The 19,755-nt window shown below is 71.4% G+C and carries 16 protein-coding genes; 5 read left to right on the top strand and 11 right to left on the bottom strand.

The features are described from left to right. The first annotated feature begins 3 nt into the window (after positions 1 to 3). Complete coding sequence (locus tag ACZ6CL_RS03470; protein WP_468930584.1) at positions 4 to 828, top strand: carbohydrate ABC transporter permease; 825 nt, start codon at positions 4 to 6, stop codon at positions 826 to 828. A gap of 7 nt (positions 829 to 835) precedes the next feature. Here the strand turns inward: ACZ6CL_RS03470 and ACZ6CL_RS03465 are convergent, their stop codons facing one another. The 3 genes from ACZ6CL_RS03465 to ACZ6CL_RS03455 all read right to left on the bottom strand — a co-directional run bounded on the left by ACZ6CL_RS03465 (position 836) and on the right by ACZ6CL_RS03455 (position 4,341). Next, positions 836 to 1,972, bottom strand: a complete 1,137-nt coding sequence (locus tag ACZ6CL_RS03465; protein ID WP_468930581.1) for a hypothetical protein — start codon at positions 1,970 to 1,972, stop codon at positions 836 to 838. Beyond that, complete coding sequence (locus tag ACZ6CL_RS03460) at positions 1,963 to 3,243, bottom strand: hypothetical protein (protein WP_468930579.1); 1,281 nt, start codon at positions 3,241 to 3,243, stop codon at positions 1,963 to 1,965. The genes ACZ6CL_RS03465 and ACZ6CL_RS03460 overlap by 10 nt, the downstream gene beginning before the upstream one ends. A 72-nt stretch (positions 3,244 to 3,315) precedes the next feature. Next, positions 3,316 to 4,341, bottom strand: a complete 1,026-nt coding sequence (locus ACZ6CL_RS03455) for an ATP-dependent 6-phosphofructokinase (RefSeq protein WP_468930577.1) — start codon at positions 4,339 to 4,341, stop codon at positions 3,316 to 3,318. A gap of 199 nt (positions 4,342 to 4,540) precedes the next feature. Here ACZ6CL_RS03455 and pta point away from each other — a divergent pair, with 199 nt between their 5' ends. From pta to pyk, 3 genes are all read left to right on the top strand, one after another. Continuing rightward, positions 4,541 to 6,637, top strand: coding sequence for a phosphate acetyltransferase (pta, locus tag ACZ6CL_RS03450; protein ID WP_468930574.1), 2,097 nt, complete (start codon positions 4,541 to 4,543; stop codon positions 6,635 to 6,637). A gap of 67 nt (positions 6,638 to 6,704) precedes the next feature. Further along, a complete protein-coding gene (locus ACZ6CL_RS03445; RefSeq protein ID WP_468930572.1) occupies positions 6,705 to 7,850 on the top strand; it encodes an acetate kinase in 1,146 nt (381 codons plus the stop codon). A gap of 63 nt (positions 7,851 to 7,913) precedes the next feature. Next, on the top strand, positions 7,914 to 9,341 hold the full coding sequence (gene pyk / locus ACZ6CL_RS03440; RefSeq protein WP_385446481.1) for a pyruvate kinase: 1,428 nt from the start codon (positions 7,914 to 7,916) through the stop codon (positions 9,339 to 9,341). A 50-nt stretch (positions 9,342 to 9,391) separates the two neighbouring features. On the opposite strand, the gene ACZ6CL_RS03435 is transcribed toward pyk, so the two are convergent. From ACZ6CL_RS03435 to ACZ6CL_RS03405, 7 genes are all read right to left on the bottom strand, one after another. Beyond that, positions 9,392 to 11,158 (bottom strand): Clp protease N-terminal domain-containing protein, encoded by a 1,767-nt coding sequence (locus tag ACZ6CL_RS03435; RefSeq protein ID WP_468930569.1) that lies wholly within the window; start codon positions 11,156 to 11,158, stop codon positions 9,392 to 9,394. A gap of 3 nt (positions 11,159 to 11,161) precedes the next feature. Next, positions 11,162 to 12,463, bottom strand: coding sequence for a caspase family protein (locus tag ACZ6CL_RS03430; protein WP_468930567.1), 1,302 nt, complete (start codon positions 12,461 to 12,463; stop codon positions 11,162 to 11,164). Between the two features lie 2 nt (positions 12,464 to 12,465). Further along, a complete protein-coding gene (locus tag ACZ6CL_RS03425) occupies positions 12,466 to 12,822 on the bottom strand; it encodes an effector-associated constant component EACC1 (RefSeq protein ID WP_468930564.1) in 357 nt (118 codons plus the stop codon). 190 nt (positions 12,823 to 13,012) lie between these two features. Further along, positions 13,013 to 14,281 (bottom strand): hydrogenase expression protein HypF, encoded by a 1,269-nt coding sequence (locus ACZ6CL_RS03420; RefSeq protein WP_468930561.1) that lies wholly within the window; start codon positions 14,279 to 14,281, stop codon positions 13,013 to 13,015. A 73-nt stretch (positions 14,282 to 14,354) separates the two neighbouring features. Next, positions 14,355 to 14,885, bottom strand: coding sequence for a DUF6114 domain-containing protein (locus ACZ6CL_RS03415; protein ID WP_468930558.1), 531 nt, complete (start codon positions 14,883 to 14,885; stop codon positions 14,355 to 14,357). A 139-nt stretch (positions 14,886 to 15,024) separates the two neighbouring features. After that, entirely contained in the window at positions 15,025 to 15,642 is a 618-nt protein-coding gene (locus tag ACZ6CL_RS03410) for a DUF6230 family protein (protein ID WP_063727948.1), read from the bottom strand. A gap of 568 nt (positions 15,643 to 16,210) precedes the next feature. After that, positions 16,211 to 17,176 carry a tetratricopeptide repeat protein gene (locus ACZ6CL_RS03405; RefSeq protein WP_468930555.1) on the bottom strand — a complete coding sequence of 322 codons (966 nt, stop codon included), beginning with the start codon at positions 17,174 to 17,176 and terminating at the stop codon, positions 16,211 to 16,213. 135 nt (positions 17,177 to 17,311) lie between these two features. Here ACZ6CL_RS03405 and ACZ6CL_RS03400 point away from each other — a divergent pair, with 135 nt between their 5' ends. Continuing rightward, positions 17,312 to 18,010: a TetR/AcrR family transcriptional regulator gene (locus ACZ6CL_RS03400; RefSeq protein WP_468930552.1), complete on the top strand. Its 699-nt coding sequence runs from the start codon at positions 17,312 to 17,314 to the stop codon at positions 18,008 to 18,010. Here the strand turns inward: ACZ6CL_RS03400 and ACZ6CL_RS03395 are convergent. Next, complete coding sequence (locus ACZ6CL_RS03395; RefSeq protein WP_468930550.1) at positions 17,986 to 19,686, bottom strand: acyl-CoA mutase large subunit family protein; 1,701 nt, start codon at positions 19,684 to 19,686, stop codon at positions 17,986 to 17,988. The two genes, ACZ6CL_RS03400 and ACZ6CL_RS03395, sit on opposite strands and share 25 nt — an antisense overlap. Positions 19,687 to 19,755: the final 69 nt, after the last annotated feature.

Below are 19,755 nucleotides of genomic sequence, written 5' to 3'. Positions count from 1 at the left end.
AGGTTGTCCCTGCTCTCGCGCCGCCGACTGGCGGCCGACGCCGCGCTGCTGGTCGTCGCGGCGGCCTTCGTCCTCCCGCTGGCCTGGCTGCTGCTCGCCTCGGTCGACGGCGAGGCGACGTTACGGGTGTCGGCGCCCGGCAGCCCGACGCTCGACAACTTCTCGGCGGTGTGGACGGACGAGATCACGTTCACGCCGATGCTCAACAGCCTGCTGCTGTGCGGCAGCGCCACCGCGCTGACGGTCGCGTGCGCGGCGCTCGCCGCGTATCCGCTGTCCCGGTTCCGGTCGGGCGTGGTGCGGCCGTATCTGATGACCGTGCTGTTCACGACCTGTCTGCCGATCACCGCGATCATGGTCCCGGTCTACGGGCTCTTCGTCCAGGTCGACCTGATCGACACCATGTCCGGCACCGCGCTCTTCCTCGCGGCCTCGCAACTCCCCTTCGCGATCTGGCTGATGAAGAACTTCATGGACGGCGTGCCGGTGATCCTTGAGGAGGCCGCCTGGACGGACGGCGCGTCCTGGGCGCAGGGCCTGACGCGGGTCATCCTGCCGCTGATGGGGCCGGGGATCACGGTCGTGACGATCTACAGCTTCATCATGATGTGGGGAAACTTCTTCGTCCCCTTCATGCTGCTGCTCTCCCCCGAACAACTCCCGGCGTCCGTCTCCATCTTCACCTTCTTCGGCAACCACGGGCAGATCGTCTACGGGCAGCTCGCCGCGTTCTCGATCCTCTACTCGACCCCGGTGGTGCTGCTGTACGTGCTCATCTCGCGGCGGTTGGGCGGCGGCTTCACGCTCGGCGGCGCGGTCAAGGGGTGACCCGGCGTCAAGGGGTCGCCGGGGCCGCGCAGTCGTGGTCCTCGGCCGAGCGGGCGGCGAAGGCGGACAGGGCCGCGCGTTCGTAGCCGAGGTCGGGGCGGGCGCGGGCCTCGCCGTCGGCGTCGTCGGCGCGGATCAGGTACAGGGCGCGCGGCGCGCCGCCCGGGCAGTCCGCACCGGCCCAGTACGCGCTCTGGCCGAGCCGCCCGGCGGGCTTCTCGGCGGGGGTCACGCCCTCGCCGTCGTTGCGGGTGTACTGGGCGCGGGCGTCCTCCGCGTACGGCCCGTAGTACGCGTCCAGCCGGTAGCGGGGCGCGCCGTCGCGGGCGCCGAGGGCGCAGATCTCGCGCGGGGCGCGGGCCCTGGCGGTCTCGCGGGCCGTGGAGACGGCGGAGCGGGCGGCGGTGGGGACGGCCGCGCAGGTGCCGGTGGCGCCGAGCAGGGGTTCGTACTCGTCCTTGTTCACCGGCAGGCCCACGCTGCGGACCGGTGTGCCCAGCCGGGCGCCGCAGTCCCAGCGGTCGTCGGCCCGGCGGGCGGTCGCGGTGGCGGTGCGGACGAAGGAGGGGCGGGTGGCGGGGTCGTCCAGGGTGGCGCCGCCGAGCGCGGTCTCGACGGTGATCAGCAGACTGCGGCCGCCCCGGGCGCAGGTGAGCAGCACGGCCGCGGTGGCCTTGCCGTCACCGGGGTCGCCCTGGCGGGCGTTGTCGGTGGCGAGGACGCCGGACCAGCCGTGACCGAGGGGGACGGGGAGGGTGTCGTGGGCGGGTACGGCGGTGAACAGCTCGCCGGTGCCGTACTCGGCGCGGAGGCGGGGCGCCCCGGCGATGGTGACGCGCACCCGGCCCCGGCCCTCGGCGATCACCTCGCAGCGCACCGCCAGGGAGGTGTCGCGACCGTCACCGAAGACGCCCCGGGTGCTGCTGGTCACGTCCACACCGCGGTCGCCGAGCACCGTGCGGACCTCGTCCGCCGCGAGCGCACCGCCGCACGCCTCGTCGAGCGCCCGGTCGTCGCTGCCCGCGAACCAGGCGATCACGCCGGTGAGGACGGCCAGGACGAGCGCGGCCGCCGTGATGCCCCGCACCTGCCGCCGGGTGACCAGCTGGGTGAACGGCGACCGCGGCCCGGTCATCAGTGCCATTCCTCCACCTCTCCGAGCACCTTGGTGGCGTGGCAGCCCGCCGTCTTCGGCCAGCCGTCCTCGGCGCCGAGATAGCGGGAGAGCAGGGTGTGCGCGGTCTCGGAGAGCGCGGCGCGCCGCGCGGGGCCGAGCGGGACCGTCTCGCCGTCGGGTATGTGCAGCCGGGGCAGGACGGAGACCCGGTGGTAGGTGACCCGGCCGCCGCACACCGAGCGGGCCCACAGGGCGAGTTGGGGATGGGTGAGGTAGGAGGGGACGCGGTCCACCTGGTCCCCCGCGTCTGCCGCCGCTGTTTCCCGGGGTCCGGTGTTCGCGAGCCGGTTCTCCTCGCCCGCGCCCCAGCCGGGCACATGGCCCTCGCGTTCGTACGAGTCGTACGCGGACCGGCCCAGGATCCCCGCCCAGCTGGCCGCCTCGACCCCGGTGATCTGCCACTCCTGCGGCGTCACGCCCGTGTTGGGCCGGGCGCCGGCGTCCCAGTCGCCGGTGCAGGCGCTCAAGGAGGTGGAGTCCTGGGCGTCGCCGCGGGTGGCCCACGCCCCGGGCCTGATCCCCGGCACCGAGGACGGGCTGATCCAGTCGCAGCGCCGGGAGGCGGGCCCGCTGCCGCCCTGGTCCCCGGCCACGACCTGGGTCGGCGGGTCCAGCGCGGGGCCGCCGCAGTGCTGCGCCCGGGTGATGGCGTTGGCGACGTGGACGGCGGTGCGGAAGCCGGTGAGCGCGGTCGTACGGTCGGTGCCGCCCGCCGCCCCGGCGCTTCCGTCGGTGACCTTGGCCGTGACGTACAGATCGGTCGTCGGCCGGACCCGGCCGCCCAGCCCGCCCTGGCAGTCGGCGACCAGCCAGGCGCCGCGCGCGCCGTACCGGCCGGTGGTGCCGGGCGCCGTGAAGGTGCCGCCGGGGCCCGGGTTCAGGATCTCGCGGGTCTCCATACCCTGGGGCACGTCCGAGACCAGCGCCTCGGCGTGGACGGTGACGCCGTTGCCGCCGCCCCAGGAGAGCGAGCAGTCGAGCAGGGAGCGGCTCTCCTGACCGGGGGCGAGCATGGTGCCGTGCTGGCGCAGCTCACCGGGGCGGGCGTCGCGCACCAGCCGCTGCAGGTCGTCGTACGGCAGGGCGCCGTCGCAGGCCTTCCGTAACTGGTCGCGGTTGGCGGCGAGATGGCCGCCGCCCTGGCTGCCGATCGCGATGACGGCACCGGTGACCAGTGCCGTGATCAGTACGAAGAGGATCGCGTAGCGCAGCCACACACGATCCGTTAACCCGCCCATCCCGCCGGTCTCCCTCGCCCCCCTGATCGTCTCCGTCCCCCCGATCGAGGCGGGGACCGTACAGGAGCTGACTCAGAAGACGGACTCGGCCTCGTCCATGCGGTCGGCCGGAACGGTCTTCAGCTCGTTGACCGCCTCGGCGATCGGAACCATGGTGATGTCGGTGCCGCGCAGCGCCGTCATCATGCCGAAGTCGCCGCGGTGGGCGGCCTCGACGGCGTGCCAGCCGAAGCGCGTGGCCAGCACGCGGTCGTACGCGGTGGGCGTGCCGCCGCGCTGCACGTGGCCGAGGATGACCGGGCGGGCCTCCTTGCCGAGCCGCCGCTCCAGCTCGGCCGCGAGCCGGTTGCCGATCCCCGCGAACCGCTCGTGCCCGTACGGGTCGATCTCGCCCTTCTGGTAGTCCATCGCGCCCTCGGCGGGGTGCGCGCCCTCGGCGACGCAGATGACCGCGAACTTCTTGCCGCGCGAGAAGCGCTCCTCGACCATCTTGACCAGCCCGTCGACCTCGAAGGGCCGCTCCGGGAGGCAGATGCCGTGGGCGCCGCCCGCCATGCCGGACTCCAGGGCGATCCAGCCCGCGTGCCGCCCCATGACCTCGACGACCATGACCCGCTGGTGCGACTCGGCGGTGGTCTTGAGGCGGTCCATGGCCTCGGTGGCGACGCCGACGGCGGTGTCGAAGCCGAAGGTGCGGTCGGTGGAGGAGATGTCGTTGTCGATGGTCTTGGGGACGCCGACGATCGGCAGCCCGGCGTCCGACAGCATGCGGGCGGCGGTCAGGGTGCCCTCGCCGCCGATCGGGATCAGCACATCTATGCCGTAGTCGCGGGCGTGGTCCTTGGAGGTCTCGCAGGCCTCGCGCAGCCGGGCGCGCTCCAGGCGGGAGGAGCCGAGGATGGTGCCGCCGCGGGCCAGGATGCCGCTCACGTCGTCGAGGTCGAGCTTGCGGTGACGGCCGTCGAGAAGTCCCTTGAAGCCGTCTTCGAAGCCGATCACCTCGTCCCCGTGCCCGGCGACCGCACGGTGCACCACCGACCGGATCACAGCGTTGAGGCCGGGGCAGTCGCCGCCTGCGGTGAGAACTCCGATGCGCATCGTGCTGTGTCTCCTGCTCCCTACGGGTAGATGTGAGCCAGTCCGATTGTTTCATGGGCAGGGTGATGCTGTGTCCCTATACCGCTGAGCGCCCTAGCCATGGCCAAAGGTATTGTCAAGAGGACTGGGCCGCCTAAAACGGCCAATTTGTGTCCGAAGGATGCATGTAAGGAAAACGCCGAGGAAACGGAGAGCACGCGTGACGCGCAGCGTGTACGTGACCGGGATCGAACGGGGGGACGGCCGCCAGGTCGTCGAGCTGGGGGTCATGGAGTTGCTGACCCGCCATGTCGACCGGGTCGGCGTCTTCCGTCCCCTGGTGCACGACGACCCCGACCGCCTCTTCGATCTGCTGCGGGCCCGCTACCGGCTCAGCCAGCCGCCCGCCTCGGCGAGCGGGATGAGCTACGCGGAGGCGACCGCCCTCCAGGCCGAGGAGGGCTCCGACGAGCTGGTCTCGCGGCTGGTCAACCGCTTCCACGAGGTGGCCCGCGACTTCGAGTACGTCCTCGTCCTGGGCAGCGACTACGCCGACACCAGCCTCCCGGACGAGCTGGGGCTGAACGCCCGGCTCGCGAATGAGTTCGGCGCCTCGGTGATCACGGTCGTCGGCGGCCAGGACCAGAACGCCGAGGCCGTCGTCGCCGAGGCCCACAACGCCTACCGCGCGTACGAGGCGCAAGGCTGCGACGTCGTCGCCGTCGCCGTCAACCGGGCCGTACCGGAGGACCGCGCGGAGATCGCCGAGCGGCTGGCCGCCCGGCTCCCGGTACCCGGCTACGTCCTGCCCGAGGACGGGGCGCTGTCGGCGCCCACCGTCTCGCAGATCGTGCGCACCCTCGGCGCCGACGTGCTGCTCGGCGACCACGCCGGACTCTCCCGGGACGTGCGGGGCTTCGTCTTCGGCGGCGCCATGCTGCCCACCTTCCTGCCCGCCCTCACCGAGGGCTGTCTGGTGGTGACCCCCGGCGACCGCGCGGACCTGATCGTCGGCGCGCTCGCCGCGCACAGCGCGGGCGCCCCCGCGATCGCCGGAGTGCTGCTCACCCTGGACGAGCGGCCCGGGCCCGACATCCTGGCGCTGGCGTCCCGGCTGGCCCCCGGCACCCCGGTGGTGGCCGTGGCGGGCGGCTCGTTCCCCACCGCGGCCGAGCTGTTCGCCATCGAGGGCAAGCTGAACGCGGGCGCGCCGCGCAAGGCCGAGACCGCCCTCGGCCTCTTCGAGCGCCACGTGGACACCGCCGCGCTGACCGACCGCGTCGCGGTGGCCCGCTCCGGCCGGGTCACCCCGATGATGTTCGAGCACGAGCTGATCGAGCGGTCCCGGTCCGGCCGCCGCCGGGTGGTGCTGCCCGAGGGCACCGAGGAGCGGGTGCTGCGCGCCGCCGACGTCCTGCTGCGCCGCGATGTGTGCGACCTCACACTGCTGGGCGAGGAGGACGCGATCCGCAAGCGCGCCGCCGAGCTGGGCATCCAGCTCGCCGAGGCGCAGATCGTCGACCCGCAGACCTCGCCGCTGCGGGAGCGCTTCGCGGAGAGCTACGCGAAGCTGCGCGCCCACAAGGGCGTCGACTACGAGCTGGCGTACGACGTGGTGGCCGACGTCTCGTACTTCGGCACGCTGATGGTCCAGGAGGGCCTGGCCGACGGCATGGTCTCGGGCGCGGTGCACTCCACCGCGGCCACCATCCGGCCCGCCTTCGAGATCATCAAGACCGCGCCCGGCGCGGAGATCGTCTCGTCCGTCTTCTTCATGTGCCTGGCCGACCGGGTGCTGGTGTACGGCGACTGCGCGGTCAACCCGGACCCGAACGCCGAGCAGCTGGCCGACATCGCCATCCAGTCGGCGACCACGGCCGCCCAGTTCGGAGTGGAGCCGCGGATCGCGATGCTGTCGTACTCCACCGGCACCTCCGGCTCCGGCGCGGACGTCGACAAGGTGCGCAAGGCGACCGCGCTGGTGCGCGAGCGCCGCCCGGACCTGCTGGTCGAGGGCCCGATCCAGTACGACGCTGCGGTGGACGCGGCGGTCGCGGCGACCAAGCTGCCCGACTCCGAGGTGGCGGGCAAGGCCACCGTGCTGATCTTCCCGGACCTCAACACCGGCAACAACACCTACAAGGCCGTGCAGCGCTCGGCCGGCGCCGTCGCGGTCGGCCCGGTGCTGCAGGGTCTGCGGAAGCCGGTGAACGACCTGTCCCGCGGGGCGTTGGTCCAGGACATCGTGAACACCGTCTCGATCACCGCGATCCAGGCCCAGTCCCAGACGCCCCCCACCACCCCGGCGTCCCGGTGACCCCGGCGCGCCGGGCGGCTCCGACGACCTCGGTACCGATAGCCCCGACACAGAAAGTGCAGACCGCGTGAACGGCTCCCGCGTCCTCGTCCTCAACTCCGGCTCCTCGTCCGTCAAGTACCAGCTGCTGGACATGGCGGACGGCGCCCGGCTCTCCTCCGGCCTGGTGGAGCGGATCGGGAACGGCCCGGTCGCCGACCACACGGCCGCGCTCAAGCAGGTCGCCGACGAGCTGGCCGGGCAGGGCCTCGGCCTCGATTCGCCCGAGCTGGCGGCGATCGGCCACCGGGTGGTGCACGGCGGCACCCGGTTCACCGAACCCGCCCTGATCACCGACGAGGTGGTCGAGGAGATCGAGAAGCTGGTCCCGCTGGCCCCGCTGCACAACCCGGCGAACGTCACCGGCATCAAGGTGGCCCGGGCGCTGCGCCCGGACCTGCCGCAGGTCGCGGTCTTCGACACCGCGTTCCACTCCACGATGCCGGAGTCGGCGGCCCGGTACGCGATCGACACCGAGACCGCCGACCGGTACGGGGTGCGGCGGTACGGCTTCCACGGCACCTCGCACGCGTTCGTCTCGCGGGCGACGGCGAAGCTGCTGGGCAAGGACGTCGCCGAGCTGAACACGATCGTGCTGCACCTGGGCAACGGCGCCAGCGCCTCCGCCGTGCGCGGCGGGGTGTGCGTGGACACCTCCATGGGGCTGACCCCGCTGGAGGGCCTGGTGATGGGTACCCGCTCCGGTGACCTCGACCCGGCGGCGATCTTCCACCTCTCCCGGGTGGGCGAGATGTCGACGGACGAGATCGACACCCTGCTCAACAAGCGCAGCGGGCTGATCGGGCTGTGCGGGGACAATGACATGCGCGAGATCGGCCGCCGGATGGGCGAGGGCGATCCGGCCGCACAGCTGGCGTTCGACATCTACGTCCACCGGCTGCGGAAGTACGTGGGCGCGTACACCGCGGTGCTGGGGCGGGTGGACGCCATCGCGTTCACGGCCGGCGTGGGGGAGAACTCCGCGGCGGTGCGGGAGGCCGCGCTGCGCGGTCTGCCCGCGTTCGGCATCGAGGTGGACGCGGTGCGCAACGCGGTGCGCGGCTCCACGGCGCGGCTGATCTCCGCCGAGACCAGCCGGGTCGCGGTCGCCGTGGTGCCGACCGACGAGGAACTGGAGATCGCCAGCCAGACGTACGACCTGGTCAGCGACTAGCCTTCGGCTCGGCTTCGACTCCTGAAATATTCCGCTCTGAAACAAACCGATAGGATCAGCCTCATGCGCCGTTCCAAAATCGTCTGCACGCTGGGCCCCGCCGTCGACTCCTACGACCAGCTCAAGTCGCTGATCGAGGCCGGGATGAACGTGGCCCGCTTCAACATGAGCCACGGAAGCCACCCGGAGCACGAGGAGCGCTACCACCGCGTTCGCAAGGCGTCCGAGGAGACGGGTCGCGCGGTCGGCGTCCTCGCCGACCTCCAGGGCCCCAAGATCCGGCTGGAGACCTTCGCGGACGGCCCGGTGGAGCTGGTCCGCGGTGACGAGTTCATCATCACCACCGAGGACGTCGACGGCGACCGGACCATCTGCGGCACCACCTACAAGGGGCTGCCGGGCGATGTCTCCAAGGGCGACCAGATCCTGATCAACGACGGCAACGTCGAGCTGCGGGTCACCGCGGTCGAGGGCCCCCGGGTCCGGACGATCGTCATCGAGGGCGGGGTGATCTCCGACCACAAGGGGATCAACCTGCCGGGTGCGGCGGTCAACGTCCCCGCGCTGTCCGAGAAGGACATCGACGACCTGAAGTTCGCGCTGACGATGGGGTGCGACATGGTCGCGCTGTCCTTCGTCCGGGACGCGGCCGACGTCCGCGACGTGCACCGGATCATGGACGAGGTCGGCCGCCGGGTGCCGGTGATCGCCAAGGTCGAGAAGCCGCAGGCGGTCGCCAACATGGCGGACGTCGTCGCGGCGTTCGACGGCGTCATGGTGGCCCGCGGCGACCTGGCGGTGGAATACCCGCTGGAGAAGGTCCCGATGGTGCAGAAGCGGCTCATCGAGCTGTGCCGCCGCAACGCCAAGCCGGTGATCGTGGCGACCCAGATGATGGAGTCGATGATCGAGAACTCCCGGCCGACCCGCGCCGAGGCGTCCGACGTCGCCAACGCGATCCTGGACGGCGCGGACGCGGTCATGCTCTCCGCCGAGTCGTCGGTCGGCTCGTACCCGATCGAGACGGTCAAGGTGATGTCCCGCATCGTCCAGGCCGCCGAGGAGGAGCTGCTGTCGCGCGGCCTCCAGCCGCTGGTGCCCGGCAAGAAGCCGCGTACCCAGGGCGGTTCGGTGGCCCGTGCGGCGTGCGAGATCGCCGACTTCCTGGGCGCCAAGTCGCTGGTCGCCTTCACCCAGTCCGGCGACACCGCGCGGCGGCTCTCCCGCTACCGCGCCCAGCAGCCGATCCTCGCCTTCACCACGGACCCCGACACCCGCAACCAGCTGTCGCTGAGCTGGGGCGTGGAGTCCTTCGTGGTGCCGTACGTGGAGCACACCGACGCGATGGTGGACCTCGTGGACGCCGAGCTGTCGAAGCTGGGCCGCTACTCCTCGGGTGACATCATGATCATGACGGCGGGCTCGCCCCCCGGCGTCCCCGGCACCACCAACATGGTCCGGGTGCACCACATGGGCGGCGAGAGCCGGTAATTGCGCCTCGATCGAACTGAGCGGCCGGGCCCCTTCGGGAGCCCGGCCACTCAGCTCATGGCCCAGATATAGCGGTCGTCGACGGCGGGCTCACGCGCGGCCCGGCCCGCCGTCTGGCCCGCTGTCTGGTCCGCCGTCTGGCCTGCTGTCTCGTCCGCGAACAGCTCCGCGATGTGCCGCGCGTCCACGATCCGCGCGGCCCCGTCCGTCATCCGCACCCTGGCCCCCGCCTCATCCAGGACCTCCACCGCCTTCCCCGGCAGTACGCGGTCGGTGATGTACCGCGCGGAGAGGGTGACGGCGGCGTCGAGGGCGTCGTCGGTGATGGTGACCTGGTGGTGGGCCTCGTACTCGCCGCGCAGCTGCCTCAGGATGCCCACGGCCTCGTCATGCGTGGGCTCGTTCACCGGGACGGTCTGGAAGTACGCGCCGATGTCCTGGAGTTCGCCGTAGGCCGCGGGGTCGGTGACGGCGATGATCCGCGGTTTCCGCCGCGCGAGCGCGCGCAGCGCGTCGGCGTCGCCCGCCCGGATGTCATCCACGAACAGCACCGTGCGGTCCGGGTCCTCCACCGTCTCCTGGGCGGCCGTGGCGACGTCGACGGCCCGCAGCCGCACCTCGGCCAGTCCCGCCGGTACGTCGCCCCGGGCGATGCGCTGGGCGAGCCCCGAGACGATCGACGTGCGCCCGGTGCCCACCTCCCCCACCAGCAGGGCGTTGGCACGGGACTTGCGCATCAGGATCTGCATGACGCGCTGCGTCTCCCGCTCGCGCCCGACGACCACGGGCGGCGGCTCAGGGCTTGGCTCCGGGACCGGCTGCGGGACCCGCTCCGGGTCCGGGCCCAACGCCGTTGCCGGTACCGGTACCGGTTCCGGTTCGGGTTCCGGTTCGGGTTCCGGTTCGGGTTCCGGTTCGGGTTCCGGTTCTGGGGTGGTGAGGATACGGATGACCTCGTTCCGCACCTGCTCCCGGGTGGCGAACGCGCGCAGCAGCTGTGCCCCGTCCCCTTCGCCCTCGCGCACCAGCCCCAGCAGCAGATGCTCCGTACCGATGTAGTTGTGGCCGAGCGACAGCGCGTCCCGGAGGGACAGCTCCAGCGCCCGCTTGGCGCGCGGCGTGAACGGTATATAGCCGGACGGCGGCTTCGTACCGAAACCGGCACTCCTGAGCAGCCGCTCGCGGACCGCGTCATGCGTGATGCCGAGGTTGTGCAGCGCGGCGGCGGCGACCCCCTCCGCCGCGAACAGGCCCAGCAGGATGTGCTCGGTCCCCAGATGGTTGTGGTGGAGCTTCCGCGCGGCCTCCTGCCCCTCCACCAGGGCCTGGCGCGCCCGGTCGGTGAACCGCTCGAAGAACTCGTTCCCCTTGGTGGGCGCGGTCCCCCCGGCGGCCCGCTCGCGGATCTTCTCCCGCATGGCCTCCAGATGGACGCCGTAGGCCCCCAGGGCTCGGAGGGTGATGCCGTCCTGCTCACGCATGAGGGCGAGCAACAGGTGCTCCGGACCGATGTAGTTCATGCCGAGCTGGATGGATTCCCGGAGCGCGTCCTCCAGCGCCCGCCGGGCCGCGGGGGTGAAGGGGAGGTGCCCGCTCTGGGCCTCCGTGCCCCGGGAGAGGGTCCGCTCCACCTGCTCGCGCAGCCCGGCCGTGGGCACCCCGAGGCTCTTCAGGACCTCGGCGCCGGGGCTCTCCTCCTCACGGAGCAGGCCGAGCAGCATGTGCTCCGTGCCGATGTAGTGGTGGTTGTGCTCCCGGGCCACTTCCTGGGCTATCACCACCACCCGCCGCGCCCGGTCGGTGAAGCGCTCGAACATCTCTCACCCCCCGTCCAGCAGCACGGCCAGATCCCGGTGGGCCCGCCGCGTATGCGGATGGTCCGGGCCCAGCACCCGCTCCCGGTCCTCCACCAGCTCGATCAGCAGCCCCGTCGCCTCGTCGCGCTCGCCCGCGCGGGCCAGGTTGTGGGCGAGGACATGGCGGGTGCGCAGCGTCGCGACGTCGTCCGCGCCCAGGACGCGCCGCCGGTCGAACAGGAGCAGCCGCAGCATCCGTATCGCCTCGGTCCGCCGCCCCGACTCGCCCAGGTTGACGGCGAGGAACTGGCGGCTGCGCAGGGTGTCCGGGTGGTCGGGGCCCAGCAGCCGGGTCTGCCGCGCGTGGACCTCCCGCAGCCGGTCGGCCGCCTCCCCGGGCGCCCCGGCTCCGCCGCGCGTGTGGGCGAGCCACTGACGGGTGCGCAGCGTCGCCACGTGGTCGGCGCCGAGCAGACTCTCCTGCTCCTCCAGCAGGGCGCTGAACGCCTCCGCCGCCTCCGTGTACTTCCCCGCCTCGCACAGCGCCACCGCGGCCTCCTGCCGGGCGGGGTCGTCGGGGATCCGGTGGGCGCGGTTGCGGGCGAGGGCGAGCAAGGCGGCGTTCCGCGAGCCGCGCTGGAGGGGGGCGGGCAGGCCCTCCGCGGTCATGGTGGTCTGGAGCCGCCGGTAGACCTCGTCGATGCTGAGCAGTTCGGGCCCGCCCGTCACACCGTCCCGCAGCAGCCGGATCAGCCGTCCGGTGAACGCCGTGGTCTTCTCGCCGTCCTGGATCAGGGAGACCTCGTTGCCCTGGGAGGACGCGATCACATAGGTGCCCGCCACATCGACCTGCCCCATCACGGCGGCCTTGGGACCGGCCATGGTGCCGCTCAGCGCGCGGCCGGAGAAGCAGCAGTCGAGGATGATGACCTTCGAGGTGGCGCGGCTGTCGAGGACGACATCGCGCAGTTTGCGGTATTCCAGGGAGCCGAACTCGGGGTCTTCCCATTCGCTGTCGGCCAGCGACAGGTACAAGTCCTGCCGCCGGGGCGCGATGAGGCCATGGCCGACGTAATGGACCAGCAGCAGGTCCTCCGCCTCGGCCGCCGTCGCCCGTAAGGCACGGCCCACGCGCTGAATATCGCCGTTGTCCAGCAGCACGGTGCAATGCCGGTCCGGGACCGCTCCGTACGCGGGATCGGTGAGGGCGGCGGCCAGATCCTGGATGGTGTCGCGGACAGCGGGAAGGTCCGGAAGGTTTGGGTCGGAATAGCGACTTGTGCCGATCAGGACCGCCCGGGAACGCTCGGAATCGGGCAACCGCATGGCTATTCCTCTTCTGCGCGCAGCGCCTGCCGGAGAATCTCCTCGACGGAATCCTTGGTCACATTCCGGGCGTCGATCTCCAGCCGCTGCCCGTCCGCGCGGTGGACCGTGACCTTGATGCCGGAGCGGCGCGGCTGGGACAGCCAGCCCCGCAGCGAGGACGCCAGGACCGAGAGCGCGCCCCCCGCGCCCAGCGAGACCACGAGCAGCTCCGCGGCCGCCCCCATCTCGCCCTCGCGCGGCGATGCCGCCTTCGGTTTCACCCGCCCGGCCAGTTCGGGCTCGCCGCGCAGCCACTCGGCGAGCTGCGCGAGGCTTTCGTCCGGCTCCGGGCCGTCGACCGAAATATGGCTCTCCACCGCTGCCCCCCGTTTTCCCCCGGCGCGCGCCAAGCGGCATGGTGCGCGTCCACGCGAACACTCAAGGTAATGATAGAGCCCGGCGCGGACAAACGCGCCCGCGAGCACCGGGCCATCGGCCTGGTGCCCGCGGGCGGTGCCCTCCGAGGAGGGCCTTGCGGCTCCCGAACAGGTATGTGGTTTTCCGGGGTTATTCCCCGGTCGTGTACACGTGCATTCCCGGGATGGTCAGTTCGCCACCGAACTGTCCGGCCTGGGTGACCGTCACGTCGGTGAAGAACACCTCGGGGATGTTCACCGGCGGCGGGGTCTTCGGGCTGAAGGTGATCGGGATGATCCCCAGGAGGTTGCCCTTCAGCTCCTCGGTGTACATGGTCACCGTGCCGTTGCGGAACGTCGAGGTGGAACCCTCGCGCGCCGCCACGTTGCTGGTGGTCCCGGCCGGGCCCTTGACCAGCTGGTGCAGATCCTTGATGTCCACGCCCTCGGCGGTGAACTTGAGGACCTTCTTCGACTGGCCGTTGTGCGTCCGGACGTCGACGATGCCCTTGTAGTCCAGACCGTGCAGGGAGAGCATCGTGGTCTTGAGGACCCACGGGTCGTCGGGCAGCGGGCTGGCGGTCGGCTCGTCCTTCGCGTTCTTGTACGCGTCGGCGTCGAACTCGGGGCAGGGGTAGCCCACCTTGCCGCCGTCGTCCGCCCCCTCGGACGGGGAACCGGACGGGGAGGGCTTCGGCAGGGCCTTGTCGGCCTTGTCCTTGGCGTCCTCGGCGGCCTTCCCCGCCTTGTCGACGGTGTCCTTCACGCCGTCGCCGACCTTGTCCACCGTGTCCTTGACCGGGTTGTCGGCCTTCTTCTCGGTGGACGGGGACGGGCTGGGCGTGGCGGAGGACTCCGACGGGCTCGGCGTGGCGCTCGGCTCGGCCGAGGCGTCGTCGCCCGTGTCGGCGTCATCGGCCTTGTCGGCCTCGTCCGGGGTGAAGATGTCGTGCAGCTTGTCCCCGATGCCCAGCGGGTCCAGCGGGTTCTTGCTCTCGGACTCCGACGGGCTCGGCGACGCGCTGGGCTCCCCGGCCTCCTCGTCGTCCCCGGAATCCGACGAGCCGGACGGGCTCGGGGTCGGGGTCGGCTTCGACGGAGCGGTGTCGCCACCCTTGGAGGGGGCGGAGCCGGACGTACCGTCCTGGTCCTCGGAGCCCTTGTCCTTGGCGTCCGAATCCTTGCCGTCGCCCTTGGCGTCGTCCTTGTCCTTGGCGTCGGACGAGCCCTTCTTGCCCTCGGCGTCGTCCTTGTCGGCCTCATCGGGCTGGGAGACACACGGCCCGGCCTTGTATCGGTCCTCGGCCCGCGTGTTCGCCGACGCGAGCTGCGGGGTCAGCCCCATGCCCATGAGTACGGCCGTCGGCATGGCGGCCAGCGCTATCGCTTTGCCCGCGGGCACCTGAAGGCGGGTGAGCATCGACTTCCTCGGCGCCGCGTGCCGCGGTCCGGTTCTCGCCCGGCGCGGACTTCCGTCCGCGGCCTGCTCCTCTTCACCCCGCACGGTGCCTCCCATTCGTGGCTTCCTGGTCCGGTGCGGGTCCGGCCCCGGCCGGCTCCGGCACACCGCCATCGTCAGTGCCGTCCTTGGGCGCGGTTCCCGGGCCCCCGGCCGGCTGTGCCGCGGGAGTCTCACCCGGCGCCCAGGCGACCCCCATGCCGCCGCCGAAGAGGGCGAGCAGGAAGCCGACCAGGAAGCCGCCGATGTTGGACACGGGCAGCGACACCAGTCCCAGCAGGATCGAGGCGACTCCGGCGAACACCCGCACCATGGGCTGGAACCACATGGTCAGACCCAGCATCACCAGCAGTACGCCGATGATGAGCGACGCGGATCCGGCGGTGGTGGACAGGTTGATCGTGAACCCGCCCGCGTTGAGGCTGTTGTACGGGAAGTACATGATCGGCAGCCCGGCCAAGGTGGTGAGCAGCCCCGCCCAGAACGGGCGCTGCCAGCGCCACGCCCGGAAGGCCTCCCGCCAATGGCTGATACGGTCACGCGCCCCCGGCGACTCGGCACTCATTGAAAACAGCTCCCTGGGGCTGGCGATCTCGGCGATCGCACGTTCTACTGCGGTACTCAACTGCGCGGCGCCTTGGCGCCTCTGGGCGTTGCCGGGTGAGGGGCAGCGCCGCGGCCCCCCACCCTTCCAGCTCAGCGCCTCAGAAGCACTCGTTCTTGCCCTTGCTGACCTTCATCGAAAGTCCGGAGAGCTTGAACGTGCCCGCACTGGTCGCCCATGCGGTCTGCTTCACACCCGTCAGCGTCGCCGAATCGGCCTGCTGGGCGAACGAGCCCGGAAGGGCCTTGTCGCCCTTGTTGATGCCGGGACCCTTGTTCGCGTCGCCCGCCGCCACACCGATGTCGATGCCGCGGAACGTCGCGTCGGCGTCCAGCTGGTCAAGGTCGATGAAGAGGTTCTTCGCCTCGACCGTCTTGGCACCGTTACCGGCCGACAGCTTCAGCGACACGTCGCCGAAGACCGGGACCGGGACGACCACCGACTGGCACAGACCCTTGAGCTTGGCGCTCTTGAACGCGGACACCGCGACGGGGATGTTCTTCCCGCCGTGCTGGGTGTCTATCGCGCCGTACTGGGCGAAGCCCGTACCGTCGAGCCGGTCGACCGCGACCTTGAACTGCTGGCCGGACACGTTGAACGAGGCCGCGAGCGCACCCTGTGACAGGGCGACGCCGATTGCGGCCGTGGCAGCAACGCTCGGGACCATGACAACGGCGAACCGCTTCCATCTGGTCCCGCCACGAGCCAGGGACTCCATGACTTTCCTCCTTCTCGGACGTACATCTCCGGACCGGGGCCGCGGCCCCGGACTGGGATGGGAGAAGTGCTACGTCCTCGGGAAGGAGAGCGCCCACGTCTCACAGGCGCGAAACTGCACCCGCCGAAACACCGGCGATCACCCCCGAGCGACAACCACTGGCCACGCTTCTCGCGCAACCTCCTGGACAGGCCCTGCCGGTTGGGCAGAGACCCCCCTGTCCACGGCCGGCGCCACTGCCGCCGGCCTGCTCGGTGGGGACCCACCCGCAGCACCGCGCCGACCGGTTGCCGGGCTTCGATGAGGATGGACCGAGCTTGGCTGATCGTGGTCCATTCACGGCCTGGACACAAGAGGTTCGTTACTAGCGAGTAACGGAGCGATAACCGATCAGCGGCGGGTCGGTCGAGGCCGGGCACGCAGGGTCGTCGCTCGACGCCCGGAAAGACGGGGAGATTTGACGGCAAGAACGGACAAAGTCCGAGCGCCCACTTACTAGCAGTAACAGCAGCCGCGTTTACCAAGTTTTGGTAAAGCGCGGCCGCTGTTCCGTTTGAGAGCCGTGAGGTCAGAACAGGACGCGCGCCAACGCACTACGCGCCGTGACCACTCGGGGATCGTCACCGCCGATCACATCGAACAGGCTGAGCAGATGGAGCCGGGCCGCCTCGCGGTCCTCCCCCACCGTGCGCCGCACCGTGTCGACCAAGCGACCGAAGGCGTCCTCCACATGACCGCCCACCAGGTCCAGGTCGGCCGCCGCGATCTGGGCCGCCGTGTCCGCCGGGCTGTCGGCGGCATCCTTGCGCACCTGCTGCGCGTCCAGCCCCTGCACCCGCTCCAGCAACTTGGCCTGGGCCAGCCCGAGCTTGGCCTCCGCGTTGGCCGGGTCGTCGTTCAGCACGTTCTGGTACGCGCGGACGGCACCGCCCAGGTCACCCGCGTCCAGCGCCTCGTGGGCCGCGGCCAGCGCGCTGTCGTACGGGCCCGCGGGGGCCTCCGGGGCCTCCTGCTCGGCGTCCTCCGCACCCGGCGCCTCGGCCGGGGCGCCGACGATGCCGAACTGCTGCTCCGCGGCCTGGACCAGCTGGTCCAGCACCTGGCGGATCTGCGCCTCCGGCGCAGCGCCCTGGAACAGCGGCACCGGCTGCCCGGCGACCACCGCGAACACCGCGGGGATCCCCTGTACGCCGAACTGCTGGAAGAGCATCTGGTTGGCGTCGACGTCGATCTTCGCGAGGACGAACTTCCCCGCGTACTCACCGGCCAGCTTCTCCAGGATCGGACCGAGCTGCTTGCACGGCTCGCACCACTCGGCCCAGAAGTCGATGACGACCGGCACTTCGGTGGAGCGCTGCAGGACCTCCTGCTGAAAACCCGCCTCGTCGACGTCGAAGACCAGGCGCGTGGGCGCGGGGGCGCCCGTGCGGGCCGCTTCGGCCCGTGCCTTCTCCGCCTTCTGCTTCGCTTCCCCGGCCGCCTTCACCGCGGCGAGGTCGACCACTCCACTCATGGACATGTTCCGTGGCTGCATGGTCCTATCCTCCCCTCTCGGCGCGGTGAATGGAAAAGCGCGTCGGCCGATGCGCGGACAGGCCGGTCTTACGCTACGAGCCGTAGCGTAACTGGCCGGGACACCCGCGTCTACCTGCGAGTAGGGTCGTGCGCCATGAGCCCGCTCAAGCGGCGCACAGGGCGCCCCCGCAGCGTCGAGGCCGACCGTGCCATCCTCGGCGCGACGCGTGCCGCACTGGTCGAGCTGGGCTGGGGAAAGCTCACGATGGGTGACGTCGCGGCCCGCGCCGGAGTCGCCAAGACGACGCTCTACCGCCGCTGGGCGGGCAAGAGCGAGCTGGTCGTGGACGCGGTCGCGGCGGTCTTCGACGAGCATCTGATGTCGGCCGACTGCGGCAGCCTGCGCGCGGACATCGAGAACGTGGTGGTGCGCTTCGCCGAGCTGCTGGAGCTGCCCGAGACCAAGACGGCGCTGATGGCCGTGGTCGCCGAGGCCACCCACGACCAGGCGCTGGGGGCCCGGGTCCGGTCCGCGATCGTGGACCGGCAGAAGCGGCTGGTGCTGATCGGCCGGGAGCGCGCCCAGCTGCGCGGCGAACTCCCGCGCGAGGAAGACCCGGGAGCGGCCGCCCGCAACGCGGACCTGATCTTCGATGTGATCGCGGGCTCGGTGGTGCACCGGCTGCTGGTCAGCGCGGAGCCGGTGGACACGGAGTGGGCCCAGGGCTTCTCGACGCTGCTGCTGCACGGGCTGGCCGCGGCGGCGCTCCCCGACGGGGCGGGCGCGCCACCGGGGAGCGGGAAGAGGGGCCCCTCTCCGGCGCCCGGTCAGAACCCGGCGGGCTCGGTGTAGATCCCCCACTCCTCGCGCAGCGCGTCACAGATCTCGCCGAGCGTCGCCTCGGCGCGCACCGCCGCCAGCATCGGCTCGATCATGTTGGAGCCGTCCCGCGCGGCCGCCACCATCGCCTTCAGTCCCTCGGCGACCCCGGCCTCGTCCCGGCCGGTCCGGCGCGCGCCCAGCTCCCGCACCTGCTCGCGCTCGACCTCGTGGCTGACCCGCAGGATCTCCAGGTCGCCGGTGACCGAGCCGTGGTGGCAGTTGACGCCGACGACCTTCTTGTCGCCCTTCTCCAGCGCCCGCTGGTACAGGAAGGCGGACTCGGCGATCTCCCCGGTGAACCAGCCGTCCTCGATGCCGCGCAGGATGCCGGAGGTGATCGGTCCGATCGGATGCTGCCCGTCCGGTACGGCCCGGCGGCCGCGCTCCTTGATCTGCTCGAAGATCTTCTCGGCGTCGGCCTCGATCCGGTCGGTGAGCGCCTCGACGTACCAGGACCCGCCCAGCGGATCGGCCACGTTGAGGACGCCGGTCTCCTCCATCAGCACCTGCTGGGTGCGCAGGGCGATCTCGGCGGCCTGCTCGCTGGGCAGCGCGAGGGTCTCGTCCAGGGCGTTGGTGTGGAGCGAGTTGGTGCCGCCGAGCACGGCGGACAGCGCCTCCACGGCGGTCCGTACGACGTTGTTGTACGGCTGCTGGGCGGTGAGCGAGACCCCGGCGGTCTGGGTGTGGAAGCGCAGCCACTGCGCCTTCTCGGACGTCGCCCCGTAGACGTCGCGCATCCAGCGGGCCCAGATGCGGCGGGCCGCCCGGAACTTGGCGATCTCCTCGAAGAAATCGACATGGGCGTCGAAGAAGAAGGACAGGCCGGGCGCGAAGGTGTTGACGTCCAGGCCGCGGGAGAGGCCCAGTTCGACGTAGCCGAAGCCGTCGGCGAGGGTGTACGCCAGCTCCTGCGCGGCCGTCGCCCCCGCCTCGCGGATGTGGTAGCCGGAGACCGAGAGCGGCTTGTACGCGGGGATGCCGCGCGCGCAGTGCTCCATCAGGTCGCCGATCAGCCGCAGATGGGGCTCGGGCGGGAAGAGCCACTCCTTCTGCGCGATGTACTCCTTGAAGATGTCCGTCTGCAGCGTGCCGTTGAGCACCGCGAGGTCCACGCCCTGCCGCTCGGCGGCGACCAGGTACATGCAGAAGACCGGGACGGCCGGGCCGCTGATCGTCATCGAGGTGGTGACGTCGCCGAGCGGGATGTCCTTGAAGAGGACCTCCATGTCGGCCGCGGAGTCGATGGCGACGCCGCAGTGGCCGACCTCGCCGAGCGAGCGCGGGTCGTCGGAGTCGCGGCCCATGAGCGTCGGCATGTCGAAGGCGACCGACAGCCCGCCGCCGCCCGCCTTGAGGATCATCTTGTAGCGCTCGTTGGTCTGCTCGGCGTTGCCGAAGCCCGCGAACTGGCGGATGGTCCAGGCGCGGCCGCGGTAGCCGGTGGCGTAGAGGCCACGGGTGTACGGAAACTCCCCGGGCCAGCCGATCCGCTCGAATCCCTCGATTGTGTCACCCGGCGCCGGGCCGTAGACCGGCTCGACCGGATCCCCCGACAGGGTCGAGAAGTCCGCGTCGCGCTTGTGCGACGCGTCGTACCGGGCCTGCCAGCGGCGGCGGCCTGCCTCAATGTCGTCGGCGTCCATGTTTCAAATTTACTAGGACGTCCTACTAATTGTCGACGGCTGACCGCCCATATCGGGCCGACCGGGTGT

The sequence above is a fragment of the Streptomyces sp. NPDC041200 genome, assembly GCF_055591805.1.
Note: the sequence above shows the minus strand (reverse complement) of the source record. Positions and strands in the feature narration are given on the sequence as shown.

What these genes read in the sequence shown, in the direction of transcription:
- ACZ6CL_RS03465 (WP_468930581.1), bottom strand. Translation starts at nt 1,972, where the DNA reads ATGGCACTGATGACCGGGCCGCGGTCGCCGTTCACCCAGCTGGTCACC.
- ACZ6CL_RS03460 (WP_468930579.1), bottom strand. Translation starts at nt 3,243, where the DNA reads ATGGGCGGGTTAACGGATCGTGTGTGGCTGCGCTACGCGATCCTCTTC.
- ACZ6CL_RS03455 (WP_468930577.1), bottom strand. Translation starts at nt 4,341, where the DNA reads ATGCGCATCGGAGTTCTCACCGCAGGCGGCGACTGCCCCGGCCTCAAC.
- pyk (WP_385446481.1), top strand. Translation starts at nt 7,914, where the DNA reads ATGCGCCGTTCCAAAATCGTCTGCACGCTGGGCCCCGCCGTCGACTCC.
- ACZ6CL_RS03435 (WP_468930569.1), bottom strand. Translation starts at nt 11,158, where the DNA reads ATGTTCGAGCGCTTCACCGACCGGGCGCGGCGGGTGGTGGTGATAGCC.
- ACZ6CL_RS03430 (WP_468930567.1), bottom strand. Translation starts at nt 12,463, where the DNA reads ATGCGGTTGCCCGATTCCGAGCGTTCCCGGGCGGTCCTGATCGGCACA.
- ACZ6CL_RS03420 (WP_468930561.1), bottom strand. Translation starts at nt 14,281, where the DNA reads ATGCTCACCCGCCTTCAGGTGCCCGCGGGCAAAGCGATAGCGCTGGCC.
- ACZ6CL_RS03415 (WP_468930558.1), bottom strand. Translation starts at nt 14,885, where the DNA reads ATGAGTGCCGAGTCGCCGGGGGCGCGTGACCGTATCAGCCATTGGCGG.
- ACZ6CL_RS03410 (WP_063727948.1), bottom strand. Translation starts at nt 15,642, where the DNA reads ATGGAGTCCCTGGCTCGTGGCGGGACCAGATGGAAGCGGTTCGCCGTT.
- ACZ6CL_RS03405 (WP_468930555.1), bottom strand. Translation starts at nt 17,176, where the DNA reads ATGCAGCCACGGAACATGTCCATGAGTGGAGTGGTCGACCTCGCCGCG.
- ACZ6CL_RS03400 (WP_468930552.1), top strand. Translation starts at nt 17,312, where the DNA reads ATGAGCCCGCTCAAGCGGCGCACAGGGCGCCCCCGCAGCGTCGAGGCC.
- ACZ6CL_RS03395 (WP_468930550.1), bottom strand. Translation starts at nt 19,686, where the DNA reads ATGGACGCCGACGACATTGAGGCAGGCCGCCGCCGCTGGCAGGCCCGG.